This window comes from Nonomuraea maheshkhaliensis, from assembly GCF_039529435.1.
GTDB lineage: Bacteria > Actinomycetota > Actinomycetes > Streptosporangiales > Streptosporangiaceae > Nonomuraea > Nonomuraea maheshkhaliensis.
Window position 1 is genome coordinate 20,786 of the sequence record NZ_BAAAMU010000048.1, and the last position, 15,969, is coordinate 36,754.

A 15,969-nucleotide genomic window follows, 5' to 3' on the forward strand; every position below is an offset into this window, starting at 1 on the left:
CCCCCCCCCCCCCCCCCGCCCCCGCCCCCCGCGACGCTCTCCTCGTCGGTGACGTCCAGGCGCAGCGGAACGAGGTCGCCGTCCGCCACGTTCGCCGGGTCGCGGACGCCGGCGTAGACCTTCGCCGCGCCGTGCTCGACGAGCGCGCGGGCCAGCGCGCGGCCGATTCCGCGATTCGCGCCCGTCACGAGGGCGACCGAGCCGTTGATGTCCATGGTTGTTCTCCGTTCTCCGGTGTCATCCGGCTGAGTTGAGAATCACAACTCAGCCCTCCCCGAGGTGAACGTCTCCCCACCACGGGGACCTTCCCCTCGCCTGGCGTGAAGTACCTCACGCCCGCGCGGCGACGCCGGGAAGCGGTCGAGCATGCCGCGCAGCTCAGGGGCGGTGACGTTCGCGCCGAACGGCTCCGTGCCCGGCTCCAGGCGGATGCCCTCGGCGAGCGGCCCGGCGGGCACCGGGTCGAACCCGAACGCGTCCACGAGGGCGGCGACGACCGCGACGTCCGCCGGATCGTCGCCGGCGACGGCGATCGCGGCCCGCCCGGGGGCGCCGGTGGGCCGGGCACCCGCTTCGAGGTCGTGGTAACCCATGTGGTTGAACGCCTTCACCACCCGGGAGCCCGACAGGAACGCCTGGACGATCTCGCTGGAGGACGTACGCGGATCGGTGAGGTCATCCCGCACCCCGTCGATCTCCCACCAGTAGTTCATCGCGTCGATCACCAGCTTGCCCCGCAGCGCCTCGGCGGGCACCTCGCGATGCCGGCCGAGCGGCAGGGCCAGCAGCACGACGTCCGCCTCGGCCGCGGCCCGCGCCGCCGTCACCGCTTCCGCGCCGGGGGTGACGACCTCGACGATGAGCGAGATCCGCGCCGCCTCGCGGGAGCCGGCGATCAGGACGCGGTAGCCGGCCGCGACCGCGAGGCGGGCCAGCACGGTCCCGACCTTGCCGGCACCGAGGATGCCGACGGTGCGTACGTCACCGGGCTCCATGTGCGGCGCGCAGACGGTGTCGCTCATCGAGGCACACGCCGCGGGCTGGTCGCTCATTGGGCCACCTGCTCGGGGGCGGCGAGGAGCTCGCGTACGCGCGGCGCGACCTCGCGGCCGAGCAACTCGATCGTGCGCGCGCGAGCGTCACGCGGCAGCCGCATGATGTCGTACTTGAGGTCGAAACGGCTCAGCCGCAGCTCACGAGCCATCCGGGCGATCTTGCGGGCGACCGTCTCCGGCGAGCCGACGAAGAGCGCGCCGTGCTCCAGCTCGGCCTCGTAGCGCCGCCGGTCGGGCGCGTAGAAGCCGCGCTCGGCCGCCAGCGCCGCGACGACCGGCTGCCAGTACGTCCACCAGGTCTCGATCGCCTCCTCGTCGGTGTCGGCCACCAGACCCAGCGAGTGCTGGCCGATCGGCAGCTCGGGATGGCCGAAGCGGTCGAGCGCCCGGAGATAGAGGTCGACGTTGCGGGCGAAGCGCACGGGCTGCCCGCCGATGATGGCCATCATGAGTGGGAGGCCGTGCCGGGCGGCGCGCACCACGGAGTCCGGGGTGCCGCCCACACCGATCCAGGTGGGGATGCCGCCGGGCCGCATGCGCGGGTGCGGCCGGTGCCCGGTGAGCGGCGGCCTGACGGTGCCCGACCAGGTCACCCGCTCCTCGCGTTCGAGCCGCAGGAACAGGTCGAGCTTCTCCTCGAACAATCGCTCATAATCGGCCAGGTCGTGGCCGAACAGCGCGAACGACTCCGTCGCCGAGGCGCGGCCGAGCACGATCTGGGCGCGGCCGCCGGACACCGCGTCGAGGGTGGAGAACTCGTGGTAGAGCCGGACGGGATCGTTCGTGCTGAGCACGGTCACCGACGTGCCGAGCCTGATGCGGCGCGTGGCGGTGGCCATCGCGGCCAGCAGCACCGGCGTGGCGGAGTCGTTGTGACCCTCCCGGTAGTGCTCGCCGACGCTGAAGACGTCCAGCCCCGCCTGGTCGGCCAGCCGGGCCTCCTCGACGAGCAGGCGCAGGGTCTCGGCGTCGCCGAGCTCGCGCCCGCCGTCGGTGGCGATCTCGCCGAACGAGTTGAGCCCCAGCTCGAAAGGTACGGATTCGCGCACGGTTCCTCCTGTGGTGTGGCGAGACGATCGGCGCCGGCCGGGGCGCGCGACGGCCCCGGCCGGGCACGGGGATCAGGCGGCCTGGCGCAGCGGGGCCAGGGCGCGGCTCCAGGCCAGCACCTCGTCCAGCATGGTCGTCAGGGCCGCGACCTGGTGCTCTCCGGCCGCGAGCTTGCTGAAGCCCTCGAAGTCGGTGAACAGCGACAGCGTCACGTTGGTGCGCACGTCCGCGAGCTTGAGCTCGCCGCCGATCAGCCGCAGGTGCTCCGCCGCCCGGGCGCCGCCGACGCTGCCGTACGAGACGATGCCGAACGCCTTGTTGTTCCATTCGGCGTTCAGGTAGTCGATCGCGTTCTTCAGCACGCCGGAGGTGGAGTGGTTGTACTCGGGCGTCACCATGACGAAGCCGTCGAAGGAGCCGATCTTGGCCGACCACGCCTTGGTGTGCTCGTTGCGGTACTGGCCGTAGGCCGGGGGCATGGGCTCGTCCAGGTGCGGCAGCGGGTAGTCAAGCAGGTCGACGAGCTCGAAGACGGCGTCCGAGCGCCGGGAGGCGTGCTCCAGCACCCAGTGCGCCACCTGCTCGCCGTTACGTCCTGGACGGGTGCTGCCGAGGATGATGCCGATGCGGGTCATCGCGGGTCCTTTCGAAGATTCCGATGTGCGGCGGCTCGCGTGCGGGCACGCCGAAGAAGCCCCGGGACAGGGGGCGAGCGGGAAAGCGTCACGGGACGAGGCACGCGGGCACCGGGCGCCGTTTCGAACGGGCGCCGGGTGCCGGTGGCCTCGCAGTACTGACTACAGGCCGCTGATCGGTAACTTCAACTGAACCGCGGTCACATGGAGTGAACCGCCTCAGCAGGAGGGGTTCAGCCCGTGTCCTCGGCGTCCTCGGTGTCCCCGGCACCGGTGGCCTGGTCGAAGGCGTGGCGGTTGGCGCGGATGGTGCTCTGGTTCTCGGCCGTCCATTGGGCGAGCGCCAGCACGGGGTCGGACAGGCTGCGTCCGAACGGGGTGACCTCGTACTCGACCCGGGGCGGGATCTCCGGATAGGCCACGCGCCTGACCAGCCCGTCGCGTTCGAGACTGCGCAGCGTCAGCGACAACATGCGGCGGGAGATGCCGGGCGCGGTGCGCAGCAGCTCGGTGAAGCGCATCGGCTTGTCGTCGAGCAGCCCGATGAGGATCAGGCTCCACCGGTCGGCGACCCGGTCGAGGACCGACCGGAGAACGTCGGGGTCGTGGTCGAGGCAGGCCCGGCCCCGTGAGCGCAGCACCCTGTCGGCCTCGCTCTGATGCGACATGGGTCCCCCGTCTCCGTCGTCACGCGTAAGTGACCAAGTCACGTTGCTGTTACCGGCCGTCGAAGGGTACATCAGCCACGGAAAGCGACAGTCCTCCGGTGGTGGGAACATCGATCACGTCGAGCAGGGCCAGCAGCGCCAGCACGGCCACCCCGGCCAGGACCGCCCACGCGGCGGGGTTGCCGAGGTTGAGGGTCCAGCGGCCGCCCAGGCGCGCATGGACGAGGATCGCCGGATCCATCCGATTGACATAGACCGTCCCGGCGAGGCGCCAGTAGCGGTCGTCGTCGCGCTGCACGAAACCGGACTCCTGCTCCTCGCCCGGCTCCGGCGGCAGCCGGTGGCCGGCCTCGCCGACCCGGATCCCGAAGAACAGGAACGCGCCCCCCGCGATGGTCATGGGTAGCCAGGTGAGGGCGGTCACCAGCACGGTGGACGGCACGATCTCCCACAGCTGCAGGGCGAGCAGCAGCAGGGTCAGATCGGCGCAGACCACTCCGATCAGGAGCAGCCTGGTCAGGCCGCTCAGGTAGACGCGGTAGCGGCGGGCCGAGCCGGCCGGGCGGGCGGCGTCCAGCTCGGGCCTGGCACGCAGCAGCGCGGCTGCCATGAGCGGCGTGAGCAGGGTGAGGGCGGCCTGGGAGAGCACGGGTGCGAAGGCGGTGGCGAAGGTGGTGGCCACCCTGACCGCGGGGTCCACGCCCGCCCCGCGCAGCGTGGGCAAGGTGGCGGGCAGCGCGTCGAGGCGCCACAGTCCGGTGGCCGCGGTGAGCAGCACCAACAGGACGGACGGGATCAGCAGCGGCCACGGCAGGCGTACCGGGTCGGTACGCAGCGCGGTGTCGGCCAGGGCCGCCTGCCGGACCCCCGCGTACCAGCCGCCGTCTCGTTTGGCCGCCGACACGGCGCGATGCGCGATGGAGAAGAGCACGATCTGCGCCGCTCCCAGGACCACGCCGCTGATCTGCAGCACGTGCGGCGCGCCGAGCAGGACCGCGGCGGAAGGGGAGAGCACGGCCGCTAACGCGCCGAGGACCAGGACGGAACGGGTGTAACGGCGGCGCTGGGCGATGACGGCCGGATCGGACACGCGGTCATCGGGCACCCGCACGCCGAACGGCAGCGTCGGGCGGCTCAGCACCGGAACCGCCCAGGCGGCGGCCGTGAGCAGCGCGACCAGGGACAGGCAGGCCAGAGCGATCATGATCATGTCGGTGTTCTTCCTTTCCTGGTTCCGAACGAGTCGAGCACCTCGCCGCACTGCCGCAACGTCTCCTGCTCGCCGAGGCCGTGCACCGTGGCCTCGGCGAGCAGCGTGCGCAGCCGCGCCTGCCACTCCTCGGCGAAGCCGGCTTCCGCGGGGCCCGAGGAGGGGTCACGGCGCACCACCGCTCCGCTCTTGCGGTTGATCCGGATGACCCCCTGCTGGCGCAGCAGGTCGTACGCCTTGTTCACGGTGTGGAAGTTGATCGCCAGGTCGGCGGCCAGCTGCCGGGTGGAGGGCAGCGCCGATCCCTCCACCAGATCACCGTCGGCGATGGCCTCCACCACCCGATCGCGGATCTGCTGGTAAATCGGCACCTCGCTGTCGAGGTCGATCGTCAGAAGCACACTTGCAGTCTATCTGATATAGGTTAACTATAACAGATAGAGAAGGCCGCGCTTTCCGCGTCCCCGATCCCGCGGCGCGCGTCGAGATCCCGGCGTCCGCGGGCACGCGCCACGCTCGGCATCCCCCTCAGGAAAGGACCAGGTCCATGCGCTCGAAAGTCTCCGATCCTCCCGTCGTCAGCGCGCGAGACGGCCGCGGCGGCCTTCGCCGGCGCGAGCTGACGGTCTTCCTGCTCCTCGCCTTCGGCGTCCCGTGGCTGCTCTGGCTGTTGCGCCTGCTCACCGGCATCGACGTGCTCGCGGTGGGCGGCATGCTCGCGGCCGGCCTGGCCACGTTCGTGGCCATGCGCTGGGCCGGGCGGCCGGGCGACATCCCGCGCGACACCGCACTGACTCCACTGGGTCCGGCGCGGCGGCTCGTCCGCTACTGCCTGATCGGCCTGGTGGTCCCGCTCGTCCTCGCCTTCCTCGCGGTCGCGATCGGCGCGCTGGCCGGTGTGTACCCGCTCGACCTGGAGAACTTCTCCGGGCTGCGCGGCATGTACGCGCCGGACACCGCCGGCGAGACCGGTGCGCCCGTCGGAGTGATCCTGTCCGCGCTCGGGACCGGCTTCGGGTTGTTCGTCCTGCTGCTACCGCTGGCGTTCTGCGAGGAATGGGCCTGGCGCGGCTTTCTGCTGCCCCGGCTCCGCCCGCTCGGCCTGTGGCCGGCGCTGCTGCTCAGCAGCCTGATCTGGGGGTTGTGGCACCTGCCTGGATACGTCGGCACGAACGCGAACGCCGGGCTGATCCCGTTCCTGGTGACCGTGATGTTCTTCGGCGTCCTGCTCGGCTGGCTGCGCCTGGTCTCCGGGCTGATCTGGCCTGGCGTGATCGCGCACGCGGCCAACAACACGCTGATCACGGGCTTCGTGAACGTCGTGTTCGCCGCCGACGACCAGCGGGCGTTGAGCAACCCCTGGACCATCGGGCTCGGTGGCTGGCCCGGCTGGCTGGTCATGCTCGCCACCATCGCCGCCCTCGTCGTGACGGGCACGTTCCGGCTGTCGGACGACAGCGGTTCGCGGAAGCCTCGGCGGCGGATCCTCGCCGCGGTCCTCGCGCTCGTCGCCGTGGCAGCGCTGGGCGGAGCGTCCGCCGAGAACTCACTCGCGCCGACGGACGCCCGGCGCTTCCTCGCGCCGGGCCGCCTCGTCAGCGTCGGTACGCACCAGCTGCACCTGCGCTGCCTGGGCAGCGGGCGGCCGACGGTCGTCTTCGAGGCGGGATGGGGTGACTCGTCCACGACGTGGGATGATCTCCAGCGGCGAACGGCCGCCTCCGGGCAGCGTTCCTGCGCCTACGACCGGGCGGGCTACGCCTGGAGCACTCCCGGACCGGGCGCGCGGGACGTCTCCGCCGAGGCGGCCGACCTCGCGGCGTTGCTGCGGAACGCGGGGGAGCGTGGGCCGTACGTGTTCGTGGGGCACTCCTGGGGCGGGCACGTGCTGCGGCTGCTCCGTGCCCGGTGGCCCGGGAGCGTGGCCGGGCTGGTGCTGCTCGACGTAGCGGACGAGCGGAGCGGCACGAATCCCGCGACCCTCGCGACGGTCCAGGCGAACGTGTGGTCCTTCCTCGCCGGCGCGGGGCTGCTGCGTACGGGAGCGTGGATGATCGACCCGCGCGAACCGCGTCTCACCCGCGACAACGTGCCCGTCGTCTTCGGCCCGGGCACCTGGGCCGCCGCCGCGGCCGAGATGCGTGGATTCGACATCAGCACCCGTACCGTCCAGGACCTTCCGCGCGAACCGGGATCATGGGGCTCCCTGCCCCTGACGGTCGTCAGCGCCGGCGGCAACCGGGAGAGCGCCGAGCACCACGCTCAGCTCGCGAAGCTCTCGACCCTGGGGCGGCACGTCGTCGCGCCCACCACGGATCACTACCTGCATCTCGCGGATCCCGCGCTCGTGTCGCGGGAGATCTCCCGGGTCGCCGGTCAGGCCCAGGAGCAGGAGCTCGGGCGGGACGGCGTCACTTCGACGAGCTGACCGCCGAGGTCAGCTCGGCGACGTCCTCGTCGGTCAGGTCGAGGCCGGCCGCCGCCACGTTCTGCTCCAGATGCTCGATCGACGAGGTGCCGGGGATCGGCAGCATCACCGGCGAGCGGTGCAGCAGCCACGCGAGCGCGAGCTGCGACGGCGTGGCCGACAGCCGCGAGGCGATCGCGTCGAGCGGCCCGCCGGGCTTGACTAGCCCGCCGGTGGCCAGCGGGAACCACGGGATGAACCCGATCCCGTGGCGCTCGCAGTGGTCGAGCACCTTCTCCGCGGCCCGGTTGGCCAGGTTGTAGAGGTTCTGCACGGAGGCGATCGGGGCGACGGCGCGGGCCTGCTCGATCTGCTCGACGGTGACCTCCGACAGGCCGATGTGCGCGATCTTGCCCTCGTCCTTGAGCGCCTTCAGCTCGCCGACCTGGTCCTCGATGGGCACCTCCGGGTCGACGCGGTGGAGCTGGAACAGCGGGATCCGGTCGAGGCCGAGGACGCGCAGGCTCATTTCGCACTGCTGGCGCAGGTAGGCGGGCCTGCCGACGGGCGTCCACTGGTCGGGGCCCTGCCGGGTGAGGCCGGCCTTGGTGGCGATGACGATGCTCTCGTCGTACGGGGCGAGGGCACGCTTGAGCAGCGGCTCGGCGACCAGCGGGCCGTAGGAGTCGGCCGTGTCGAAGAGTGTCACGCCGAGCTCCGCCGCGCGGCGCAGCACCCGTACGGCCTCGTCCTCGTCGGCGGGAGGCCCCCACACGCCGGGCCCGGTCAGCTGCATGGTGCCGTAGCCGAGCCGGGTGACGGGAAGGACATCCTCGATCATGAATTGGCCGGATACGTCGGCTCGTACGGTGGTCATCACGGTTCCTTTCGCTGCCGGCCCGCCGAAGCTGAGGGCGTGCGGGGTGGCTCTGCCCGGTGGGCCCGCGCCCTATCTCAACCCGCGGCAAAGCCCTGTCCTCGATCGCGGGTGGAGATCACGGGTGGAGATCACGGGTGGAGATCGCTGGCGGAGATCACGGGCGGACGTCCAGCAGGACGTCATCGCGGGCCACCTCACGGCCGGCTTCGTCGACGAACGCGACGCGCACCGGCTCGCCGGTGGAGCGGGTCCTGCGCAGGGCCGAGGGCCCGGCAGGACGGGCGCGGTGCGTGTCGCCCCACTGCTGCAACGCGCCGAGCACCACGCTCAGGTCGGCACCCGCCTTGGTGAGGTGGTAGCTGCGGCGCTGCCTGCTGCCCGGCTCCTGGTAGGTGAGCGTGCGCACCACCCCGGCGCCGACCAGGGTCCTCAGCCGCGCGCTCAGCAGGTTGGGCGCGATGCCGAGGGAATCCCTGATGTCGGCGAAGCGGTGCCTGCCCAGGAAGAGCTCGCGCAGGATCAGCAGCGTCCACCGCTCTCCGAGGATCTGCAGGCTCCGCTCGATCGAGCAGACCGGCTCGTCCGCAGTGACGGTCATCATGCCTCCTCTCCACCGATGGCTATCGTTACTGTACTCAGCCCGCACGTGACGGCACCCGGTTGACAGTCGCCCGCGAATATGGGCGTAATGGCGGTCGCGTCGCGTGTCACCGCCGGGAGGACGGACGGAGGCATGGAGGCGCCGTACCAAAGGGGATTGACGTGATGGCCACTCACACCACCGGTCGTGCCTGAGCACACCGCGCCCGCGCGTCTCCCCATGCCTCCTGCGGTGTCGTAGCACCCGTACGGCGGGCATGCCCGCGCGGGTCTCCCATGTCATCGACACCCACCCGCGAGGAGCCGGTACTCAGCATGCCCATGAACTTCAACCAGCAGATCATCGACGAATTCCGTGCCAACAAGGGCCTGGTCAGCGGCCCCTTCGAGGGAGCCAGGCTGCTCCTGCTGACCACGGTCGGCGCCAAGACGGGCGCCCCGCACACCACGCCGCTCGGCTGCCTGCCCGACGGCGACCGCATCCTCGTCATCGCCTCGGCGGGCGGCGCGCCCAAGCACCCGGCCTGGTACCACAACCTGCTGGCGAACCCGCAGGTCACCGTGGAGGACGGCGCCTTCACCTACCAGGCGGAGGCCGTCGTGCTGGAGGGCGGGGAACGCGAGCGCCTCTTCGCCCGCGCGGTCGAGGCCGACCCCGGCTGGGGCGCCTACCAGGAACGCGCCGGCCGCGTCCTGCCGGTCGTGGCGCTGCTGCCGATCGACGCGGGCCCGCCCACCGGCTCCCTGGCCGACGCCCTGATCACCGTGCACGACGCGTTCCGCCGCGAACTGGCCATCATCCGCGCCGAGACCGCCAGGTCGGGCCCGCGCGTGGGCGCGCAGCTGCGGGTCAACTGCCTGACGCTGTGCCAGGGCCTGGATGTGCACCACTCCCGCGAGGACTCGTTCATGTTCCCCGCGCTGGAGCACCGCTATCCGGAGCTGGCGCCGGCGATGGAGCGGCTGCGCGCCGAGCACGAGGTGATCGCGCGGCTGCTCGGCGAGCTCAAGACACTGCTCGACCGTACGGACGTCGCCCCCGACGACCTGCTGGCCGAGGTGGTCCGGCTCACCGGGGAGCTGGAGGCCCACCTCGACTATGAGGAGAAGCAGCTCGTACCACTGCTGACCTGACCTTTTCGGGGTGCCTCTGTGACAACGGGGACAGGCGAGACGTATGCTGATGGGGCGTCCGGGCCCGGCGCCACATCACTCATGATCCGCTCGACGACGGCTGCCGCCTGCGCGCGCCTCGTCCCGCTTGGAGCGGGCATTCGGCTCTCCGGGAAAGCGACCACCTTCATACGACCTCGCCTGCCCCGGGCGAAATGTGCACCGCACTCCAAAACTGCAATGAACTTAAAGTTTGCAGTAGGCTTGGCGTCATGGCGGAAGGACTGCGGGAGCGCAAGAAGCGGCAGACCCGGCGGCACATCTCGGAGGTGGCCATCGGGCTGTTCGTCGAGCGCGGCTTCGACAACGTGACGATCGCCGAGGTGGCCGAGGCGGCCGAGGTGTCGGTCAACACCGTCTACAACTACTTCCAGGCCAAGGAGGACCTGGTGCTGCCGCCGGAGGAGGCCTCGCCGCGGCGGCTGGCCGGCATCGTGCGCGAGCGCGCCGTCGGCGAGTCGGCGGCAGGGGCGGTGCTGGCCCGGCTGCGCCAGGAGGTGCGCGGGCGCGAGCGGCAGGTCGGTCTGAGCGCGGGCTTCGGGCGTTTCCTGGAGATGATGCGGGCGGCTCCGACGCTGAGCGCCCGCCTGGAAGACCTCGCCCACCAGATGACCGACGCGCTGGCCGCCGTACTGGCCGAGGAGACCGGCGCGGCGCCGGGCGATCCGGTGCCGCGCGTGGCGGCCTGCCAGCTCGCCGCCCTGCACGCGATGGTCCTGACCGAGATCGGCCGGCGCGCGGCGGCGGGCCAGGATCCCGACGCGATCGCCGCCGCCGTGCTGGATCTGCTGGACGCCGCCGAGAGCCTGCTCGGCGAGAAACTGCTCGACTACGCGGTACGGAAGGACTGAGGTCTGTGTTCAGAGTGACGATCAGGGGCAAGTTCCAGGACCTCGACGACGGGGGCCGGGCCGCCGTGCTGGCCGCGGGGGGCGCCGCCTTCACCGAGGCGGGGACGTTCACCCACGACGAGGGCGTGTCGGTGTTCACGTTCCGTTGCGAGGTGCCGGCCGGACCCGACGACGGGGAGGACGAGGCGACCCTCGGGGCGATGATGGCCCTGGAGGCGCACGGCCACCCGCACGAGATCCTCCGGATCGGGGTCACGGACCTGCGCGACATCAAGATCCGTAACCGGAGGAGGGTCTAGGCGCCGCCCAGTGAATGTCGGGCGGGATGGCGCCGGTCGCCTTCCGGCGTGAACATGAAGGTGTCCTTGAACGCTCCTCTTCCGGCGCGGACGGCCAGCAGGACAGGTTCGTCGTGCATGGGGGCCAGGTCCTTTCGGCCTGCGGGTCGCTTCCTTTCCAGAAATGGAAGAAGACGATCGGCTCCGCCGCGTGCGAGGTCAGGTAGGCGAGCGTCTTGCCGTAATAGGGGTTGGTGCCACCGATGAGAAGCGAGGGCGGGCCGGACAGCTCTCGCACGTCGGTGAAGGTGCGGTCGTGAGCGGTCCAACCGGCGAGTGTCCGGCGCATGTCGGCGTACTCGTCGGGGGTCAGGGTTCTGCCGGCCTGTAACCACTCGCGATCGCGGGCGAGCTCGGCGTAGATCGAGGCGACGCCATGGCCGCTGGAATCGGGCAGGACGGTGCTGATCGCTCCGGTCACGCCGGCGCCGTTGGAAGCGCCCCGCGATGTCAGGGTCCGCAACGCCTGTGCGAACTCCTCGTCCTGCTGTTCCGCGTAGGCCAGGTGTCGAACGGGAGACGCAGGGCGATCTCGTCGCCGTACATGCCGGGACGGCGAAGCGCCTGGTTGAGCTGGTCTTTGAGGTAAGCGCGGATCTCTGCGGAAGAACGTGGCGCGGAGGAGGTCGCCATGATGCTCATTTCATGTCGCTGCGGGCGGTGTGAGACGGCCTCGGTGATCGCGCTCCCGGGCGGATGACGACCTCTCTATGCGGGGGGAGGGGCCGAGGCCGGTGAAGAGGGCGTCGAGGATGCGGTCGACGTACGCATGGGTCAGGGGTTCCTGGGTGATCAGGAGCTGGAAGTACAGGGGGCCGGACAGGATCGCCATCGCCAGGGTGAGGTCGAAGGCGGGTGACAGCTGACCCTCGTCGCGGGCCTTGCGCAGGCGGGCGACGGTCTTGTCCGCCTGTGGGCCGATGAAGCGCTCGTTGAGCGCGGCGGCGATCTGGGGATCGTGCTGGGCCTCGCTGATCAGGGCCCTGAACAGGGGGCCGACGGGCGGCCCGGTCAGCAGGTCGACGGCCGAGTGGATCTGGGTGCGCAGGTCGGCGACGATGTCGCCGGTGTCGGGATAGTCCAGGGCGGGCGCGTTCACTGACAGCAGCGAGTCGAACAGCAGTGCCGCCTTGGACGGCCATCGGCGGTAGATGGTCTGCTTGCTGGCGCCCGCTCGGGTGGCGACCGCCTCCATGCTCAGTTTGGCGTAGCCGATCTCCTGGCCAAGCTCCAGCGTGGCCCGCATGATGGCCTCGGTCCTGTCGGCACCGCGACGGTGCGGCGTGTCGGTCATGGCGACCACCTTATCGGTACGGGACGTTCCGTACTTGACGCCAAGCGTTCTTCTTGGGCATGCTTCCATCGGTACGGTACGTTCCGTACTGTTAGGTACGTCCCGTACCGCACCACACCCTCATCGGAAAGAAGACGACTGCGTGATGGCCGTTTCCGCCGACCCGACCGTGCTGCGCCCCATGCCCGAGCAGCCCCGTGTCGTGCTGCTCAAGCCGCTGGTCACCTCCCCGCTGATCGAGGTCGGCGAGTTCTCCTACTACGACGACCCGGATGATCCGACCGCCTTCGAGACCCGCAACGTGCTCTACCACTACGGCCCGGAGAAACTGGTCATCGGGAAGTTCTGCGCGCTCGGCGAGGGCGTGCGGTTCATCATGAACGGCGCCAACCACCGCATGGACGGCCCCTCGACCTTCCCCTTCCCGATCATGGGCGGCTCCTGGGCCGAGCACTTCGACCTCGTCACCGGGCTGCCGGGACGGGGCGACACCATGGTGGGCAACGACGTCTGGTTCGGCTACCGGTCCATGGTGATGCCCGGTGTGCGCATCGGCCACGGAGCGATCATCGCCTCCGGCGCCGTGGTCGTGGACGACGTGCCCGACTACGGCATCGTCGGCGGCAACCCGGCCAGGCTCATCCGCCGCCGTCACAGCGACGCCGACATCGACCGCCTGCTGGCCGTGGCGTGGTGGGACTGGCCGCTTGAGCAGATCACCGAGCACGTACGCACGATCATGTCCGGCAGCGTCGCGGAGCTGGAGGAAGCGGCGGTCCTCAGCCGGTAGGACGCACCGCCGAGCCCCCTTCGCCTTCCACGATCAGAATCGAGCTGTCAGCATGCCCGTTTCCTCCAGCCGCGACCCGTTCGCCGACTGGCTCGGCGGCCACGCCGTCCCCCTCGCCCACCTCGACCCCGAGGCGCCGCTCGACGACCTGGAGCCGCTGCGCGACCTCGTCGGGGACGCCCGCGTGGTCGCGGTCGGTGAGAGCTCCCACTTCATCACCGAATTCTCGCTCCTGCGCCGGCGCATCCTGCGGTTCCTGGCCGAACGCTGCGGCTTCACCGTCCTGGCCTTCGAGTACGGCTTCAGCGAGGGCTTCCCCCTGGACGCCTGGGCCCAAGGAGAAGGCTCGGACGACGAGCTGGCGGGCCTGCTCGCCACGTCGATCCCCGTGGGGGTCGAGGAGCCGCTGCGCTGGATGCGCCGGCACAACGCCTCGGCGGCCGAGCCGGTGCGCTTCGCCGGGATCGACGTCCCGGCGGCCGGCGGGTCCTTGCTTCCCGCGCTGGCCCCGGTCGCCGAGTACTTGCGCCAGGTCGATCCCGAGGCCCTGCCGATGATCGAGGAGGCGATGCGGATCGCCGGGTCGTTCGCCGGCGCCTCCGCGGCCTCGGCCGCACTGGCCTGGACCCGCCTGGCCGCCGCCGAGCAGGACGCGCTCAGCGCGCTCCTGATGCGGCTGCTCATGCGCTTTCGCGCCGTGCGGTTGTTGTACGTCTCCCGCTCCGACCAGGCCGGCTACGACCTCGCCCTGCGCCGGCTTGAGGCCGCCTGCACCGCTGACTACGGCTTTCGCGCCATGGCCGGCCTGTACGCGGGCACCGGCCTGACCGCCGACACCTCGGCCAGAGACGTCTATATGGCCGGTTCGCTCCAGTGGCACCTCGAACGCTCCGGCCCCGGGGCCCGAATCGTGCTGGCCGCCCACAACGCCCACATCCAGAAAACCCCGGTCTCGTTCGACGGCCGCCTCACCGGGCTGCCCATGGGGCAGCACCTGCACCACCGGCTGGGCGACGACTACGTCGCCCTCGCCCTGACCAGCCCTGCCGGACACACCGCCGACATGCGTCCCGACGAGAACGCGCGCTTCGGCTTCGCCGTCGACACCACCGCGCTGCGACCGCCCGAGCCGGGCAGCGTCGAGGCCGCCTTCGCCGGGGCCGGGCTCGGGCTCGGCATCGCCGACCTGCGCCAGGCGCGCGGGATGACAGGCCCCGACCGCATCAGGATCCAGAGCGCGTACGTGCACACGCCCGTCCTGGAGGCGTTCGACGGCATCCTCAACACCCCGATCTCCACCGTCGCCGGCCTCTGAACCCGGCCGGACCGCCACCACCGCACCGCGCGTGAACGACAAATCGTAAGGAAGTGACCGATGAAGAACGCCGATGTGGTCATCGTGGGAGCCGGACCGACCGGCCTCATGCTGGCCATCGAGCTGAGCCTGGCCGGGGTGCGGCCGCTGGTGCTGGAGCGGCACCCGCACCGCCGCGACACCCCCAAGGCCGGAGGTCTCGGCGGGCAGATCCTGGAGCTGCTGCGCTACCGGGGCCTGCTGGAACGTTTCCAGGCCGCCTGCCCCGGCCCCGCCCCTGCGCCCCGTTTCCCGTTCGGCGGGGTGCACCTGGACTTCACCCGGCTGGCGGATCCGCCGCTGCACGCGCTGCCACTGCCGCAGCAGCACCTGGAGCGGCTGCTCGACGAACGCGCCGCCGAACTCGGCGCGGACGTCCGGCGCGGGCACGAGGTGACCGGGGTGAACCAGGACGACGCCGGAGTGCGGGTGGAGGTGCTGGGCCCGGACGGGCCGTACGAGGTGAGCGCCCGCTACCTGGTGGGCTGCGACGGAGCCCGCAGCCGCATCAGGGACCGGGCCGGGATCGGCTTCCCCGGCACCCTCTACCCGGAGGTCAACCGGCTGGCCCAGGTCACCCTGCCCGCCACGGTCACCGTGCTGGACAGCGGCGATCTCGACGTCCCCGGCGCCGGCACGATCCGCGCCGGTTTCACCCGTACGGACCAGGGCCTGTTCGGCCTCGGCTCCGCACCCGGCGCCACGAGCGTCTCCGTCTACACCATCGAGGACGAGAGCACCGAGTACGACGACGACGTCCCGATGACCCTGACCGAACTGCAGGACAGCATCCGCCGCGTGCTCGGCGCGCACCTGCCCCTGGCCGGATCGACCCGGCTGTCGCGCTTCACCTTCCAGGCCCGCCAGGCCGACCGCTACCGGGCCGGGCGCATCCTGCTCGCCGGGGACGCGGCGCACCTGTTCCCTGCCACCGGCGTGGCGCTCAACGCGGGCATGCTGGACGCGGTCAACCTGGCCTGGAAGCTGGCCGCCGACGTGCACGGCCGGGCGCCGCTCGGCCTGCTGGACACCTACCACGACGAACGCCACCTCGCCGCGACCCGCACCATGCTGCACACCCGCGCCCAGGTGGCGCTGCGCCGCGGCCACGACCCGGCGGCGGAGGCGCTCCGCGAGGTCCTCCAGGAACTGCTCACCGACGAGCAGCCGCTGCGCCGCATGGGAGCCATGGTCGCCGGAACCGACCTCCGCCTCCCCATGCCCGGCTCTGGAGACCACCCGCTGACCGGCACCTTCGCCCCCGACCTCACCCTGCACACCGACCAGGGCGTCACCAGCGTCGCCGGACTTCTCCACCCTGCCCGGCCCGTCCTCCTCGACCTCGCCGACCGCTCCGACCTGCGCGCGGCCGCCGCCGACTGGGGGCCGCGCGTCGACGTCCACACCGCCAAGACCGACCGGCGACCCGCCGACGCCCTGCTGATCCGCCCGGATGCCCACATCGCCTGGGCCGCACCCCTCGACGAGCCCGCCGCGACCGCAACGCCCGCGCTGCGCGAAGCCCTCTCCCACTGGTTCGGCCCCGCGGCAGCGGTCTGAGGCTCCCCGGCCGGGGCGGGGAGATTCGGGGAAGGCGAAAGCGGGCTGCGGAGATCCAGCGGGAGGTGCTCTTCGACCGGCGGGCCGGCAAGGTCCTGGGCAGC

The 15,969-nt window shown here is 71.4% G+C and carries 17 protein-coding genes and 1 pseudogene; 7 read left to right on the plus strand and 11 right to left on the minus strand.

Annotated elements, in window-relative coordinates; genetic code table 11:
- The 7 genes and pseudogenes from ABFX54_RS57080 to ABFX54_RS28720 form a co-directional block, all read right to left on the minus strand.
- A pseudogene (locus ABFX54_RS57080) lies at positions 1 to 215 on the minus strand (SDR family NAD(P)-dependent oxidoreductase); the annotation flags it as partial.
- 42 nt (positions 216 to 257) lie between these two features.
- On the minus strand, positions 258 to 1,052 hold the full coding sequence (locus ABFX54_RS28695; protein WP_346109666.1) for an NADPH-dependent F420 reductase: 795 nt from the start codon (positions 1,050 to 1,052) through the stop codon (positions 258 to 260).
- Positions 1,049 to 2,104 carry an LLM class flavin-dependent oxidoreductase gene (locus ABFX54_RS28700; RefSeq protein ID WP_346109667.1) on the minus strand — a complete coding sequence of 352 codons (1,056 nt, stop codon included), beginning with the start codon at positions 2,102 to 2,104 and terminating at the stop codon, positions 1,049 to 1,051. Before ABFX54_RS28700 ends, ABFX54_RS28695 begins: the two co-directional genes overlap by 4 nt.
- A gap of 72 nt (positions 2,105 to 2,176) precedes the next feature.
- Positions 2,177 to 2,740 (minus strand): NADPH-dependent FMN reductase, encoded by a 564-nt coding sequence (locus ABFX54_RS28705; RefSeq protein WP_346109668.1) that lies wholly within the window; start codon positions 2,738 to 2,740, stop codon positions 2,177 to 2,179.
- A gap of 233 nt (positions 2,741 to 2,973) precedes the next feature.
- On the minus strand, positions 2,974 to 3,408 hold the full coding sequence (locus ABFX54_RS28710; RefSeq protein WP_346109669.1) for a winged helix-turn-helix transcriptional regulator: 435 nt from the start codon (positions 3,406 to 3,408) through the stop codon (positions 2,974 to 2,976).
- A 49-nt stretch (positions 3,409 to 3,457) separates the two neighbouring features.
- Positions 3,458 to 4,618 (minus strand): DUF1648 domain-containing protein, encoded by a 1,161-nt coding sequence (locus ABFX54_RS28715; RefSeq protein WP_346109670.1) that lies wholly within the window; start codon positions 4,616 to 4,618, stop codon positions 3,458 to 3,460.
- Positions 4,615 to 5,019: a GntR family transcriptional regulator gene (locus ABFX54_RS28720; RefSeq protein ID WP_346109671.1), complete on the minus strand. Its 405-nt coding sequence runs from the start codon at positions 5,017 to 5,019 to the stop codon at positions 4,615 to 4,617. Before ABFX54_RS28720 ends, ABFX54_RS28715 begins: the two co-directional genes overlap by 4 nt.
- A gap of 146 nt (positions 5,020 to 5,165) precedes the next feature.
- Between ABFX54_RS28720 and ABFX54_RS28725 the strand changes: the two genes are divergently transcribed.
- On the plus strand, positions 5,166 to 7,046 hold the full coding sequence (locus ABFX54_RS28725; protein WP_346109672.1) for an alpha/beta fold hydrolase: 1,881 nt from the start codon (positions 5,166 to 5,168) through the stop codon (positions 7,044 to 7,046).
- Here the strand turns inward: ABFX54_RS28725 and ABFX54_RS28730 are convergent.
- Both ABFX54_RS28730 and ABFX54_RS28735 read right to left on the minus strand, forming a co-directional pair.
- Positions 7,030 to 7,902, minus strand: coding sequence for an aldo/keto reductase (locus ABFX54_RS28730; protein ID WP_346109673.1), 873 nt, complete (start codon positions 7,900 to 7,902; stop codon positions 7,030 to 7,032). The genes ABFX54_RS28725 and ABFX54_RS28730 overlap by 17 nt on opposite strands.
- A 157-nt stretch (positions 7,903 to 8,059) precedes the next feature.
- Positions 8,060 to 8,506, minus strand: coding sequence for a winged helix-turn-helix transcriptional regulator (locus ABFX54_RS28735; RefSeq protein ID WP_346109674.1), 447 nt, complete (start codon positions 8,504 to 8,506; stop codon positions 8,060 to 8,062).
- Positions 8,507 to 8,820: 314 nt separating this feature from the next.
- Between ABFX54_RS28735 and ABFX54_RS28740 the strand changes: the two genes are divergently transcribed.
- The 3 genes from ABFX54_RS28740 to ABFX54_RS28750 all read left to right on the plus strand — a co-directional run bounded on the left by ABFX54_RS28740 (position 8,821) and on the right by ABFX54_RS28750 (position 10,828).
- Positions 8,821 to 9,639, plus strand: a complete 819-nt coding sequence (locus tag ABFX54_RS28740; protein ID WP_346109675.1) for a nitroreductase/quinone reductase family protein — start codon at positions 8,821 to 8,823, stop codon at positions 9,637 to 9,639.
- A 251-nt stretch (positions 9,640 to 9,890) separates the two neighbouring features.
- On the plus strand, positions 9,891 to 10,529 hold the full coding sequence (locus ABFX54_RS28745; RefSeq protein ID WP_346109676.1) for a TetR/AcrR family transcriptional regulator: 639 nt from the start codon (positions 9,891 to 9,893) through the stop codon (positions 10,527 to 10,529).
- A 5-nt stretch (positions 10,530 to 10,534) separates the two neighbouring features.
- Positions 10,535 to 10,828, plus strand: a complete 294-nt coding sequence (locus ABFX54_RS28750) for a DUF6204 family protein (protein ID WP_346109677.1) — start codon at positions 10,535 to 10,537, stop codon at positions 10,826 to 10,828.
- Here the strand turns inward: ABFX54_RS28750 and ABFX54_RS28755 are convergent.
- Positions 10,800 to 11,288, minus strand: a complete 489-nt coding sequence (locus tag ABFX54_RS28755; protein ID WP_346109678.1) for a hypothetical protein — start codon at positions 11,286 to 11,288, stop codon at positions 10,800 to 10,802. The two genes, ABFX54_RS28750 and ABFX54_RS28755, sit on opposite strands and share 29 nt — an antisense overlap.
- A 222-nt stretch (positions 11,289 to 11,510) precedes the next feature.
- Positions 11,511 to 12,161, minus strand: a complete 651-nt coding sequence (locus ABFX54_RS28760; protein WP_346109679.1) for a TetR/AcrR family transcriptional regulator — start codon at positions 12,159 to 12,161, stop codon at positions 11,511 to 11,513.
- A 145-nt stretch (positions 12,162 to 12,306) separates the two neighbouring features.
- Here ABFX54_RS28760 and ABFX54_RS28765 point away from each other — a divergent pair, with 145 nt between their 5' ends.
- From ABFX54_RS28765 to ABFX54_RS28775, 3 genes are read left to right on the plus strand one after another with little or no spacing between them, the layout of a single operon-like run.
- Complete coding sequence (locus ABFX54_RS28765; protein ID WP_346109727.1) at positions 12,307 to 12,951, plus strand: CatB-related O-acetyltransferase; 645 nt, start codon at positions 12,307 to 12,309, stop codon at positions 12,949 to 12,951.
- A 52-nt stretch (positions 12,952 to 13,003) separates the two neighbouring features.
- Positions 13,004 to 14,266 carry an erythromycin esterase family protein gene (locus ABFX54_RS28770; RefSeq protein ID WP_346109680.1) on the plus strand — a complete coding sequence of 421 codons (1,263 nt, stop codon included), beginning with the start codon at positions 13,004 to 13,006 and terminating at the stop codon, positions 14,264 to 14,266.
- 60 nt (positions 14,267 to 14,326) lie between these two features.
- The gene (locus ABFX54_RS28775) at positions 14,327 to 15,865 is read left to right on the plus strand and encodes an FAD-dependent monooxygenase (RefSeq protein ID WP_346109681.1); all 1,539 of its coding nucleotides are present in this window, start codon (positions 14,327 to 14,329) and stop codon (positions 15,863 to 15,865) included.
- Positions 15,866 to 15,969 lie beyond the last annotated feature (104 nt).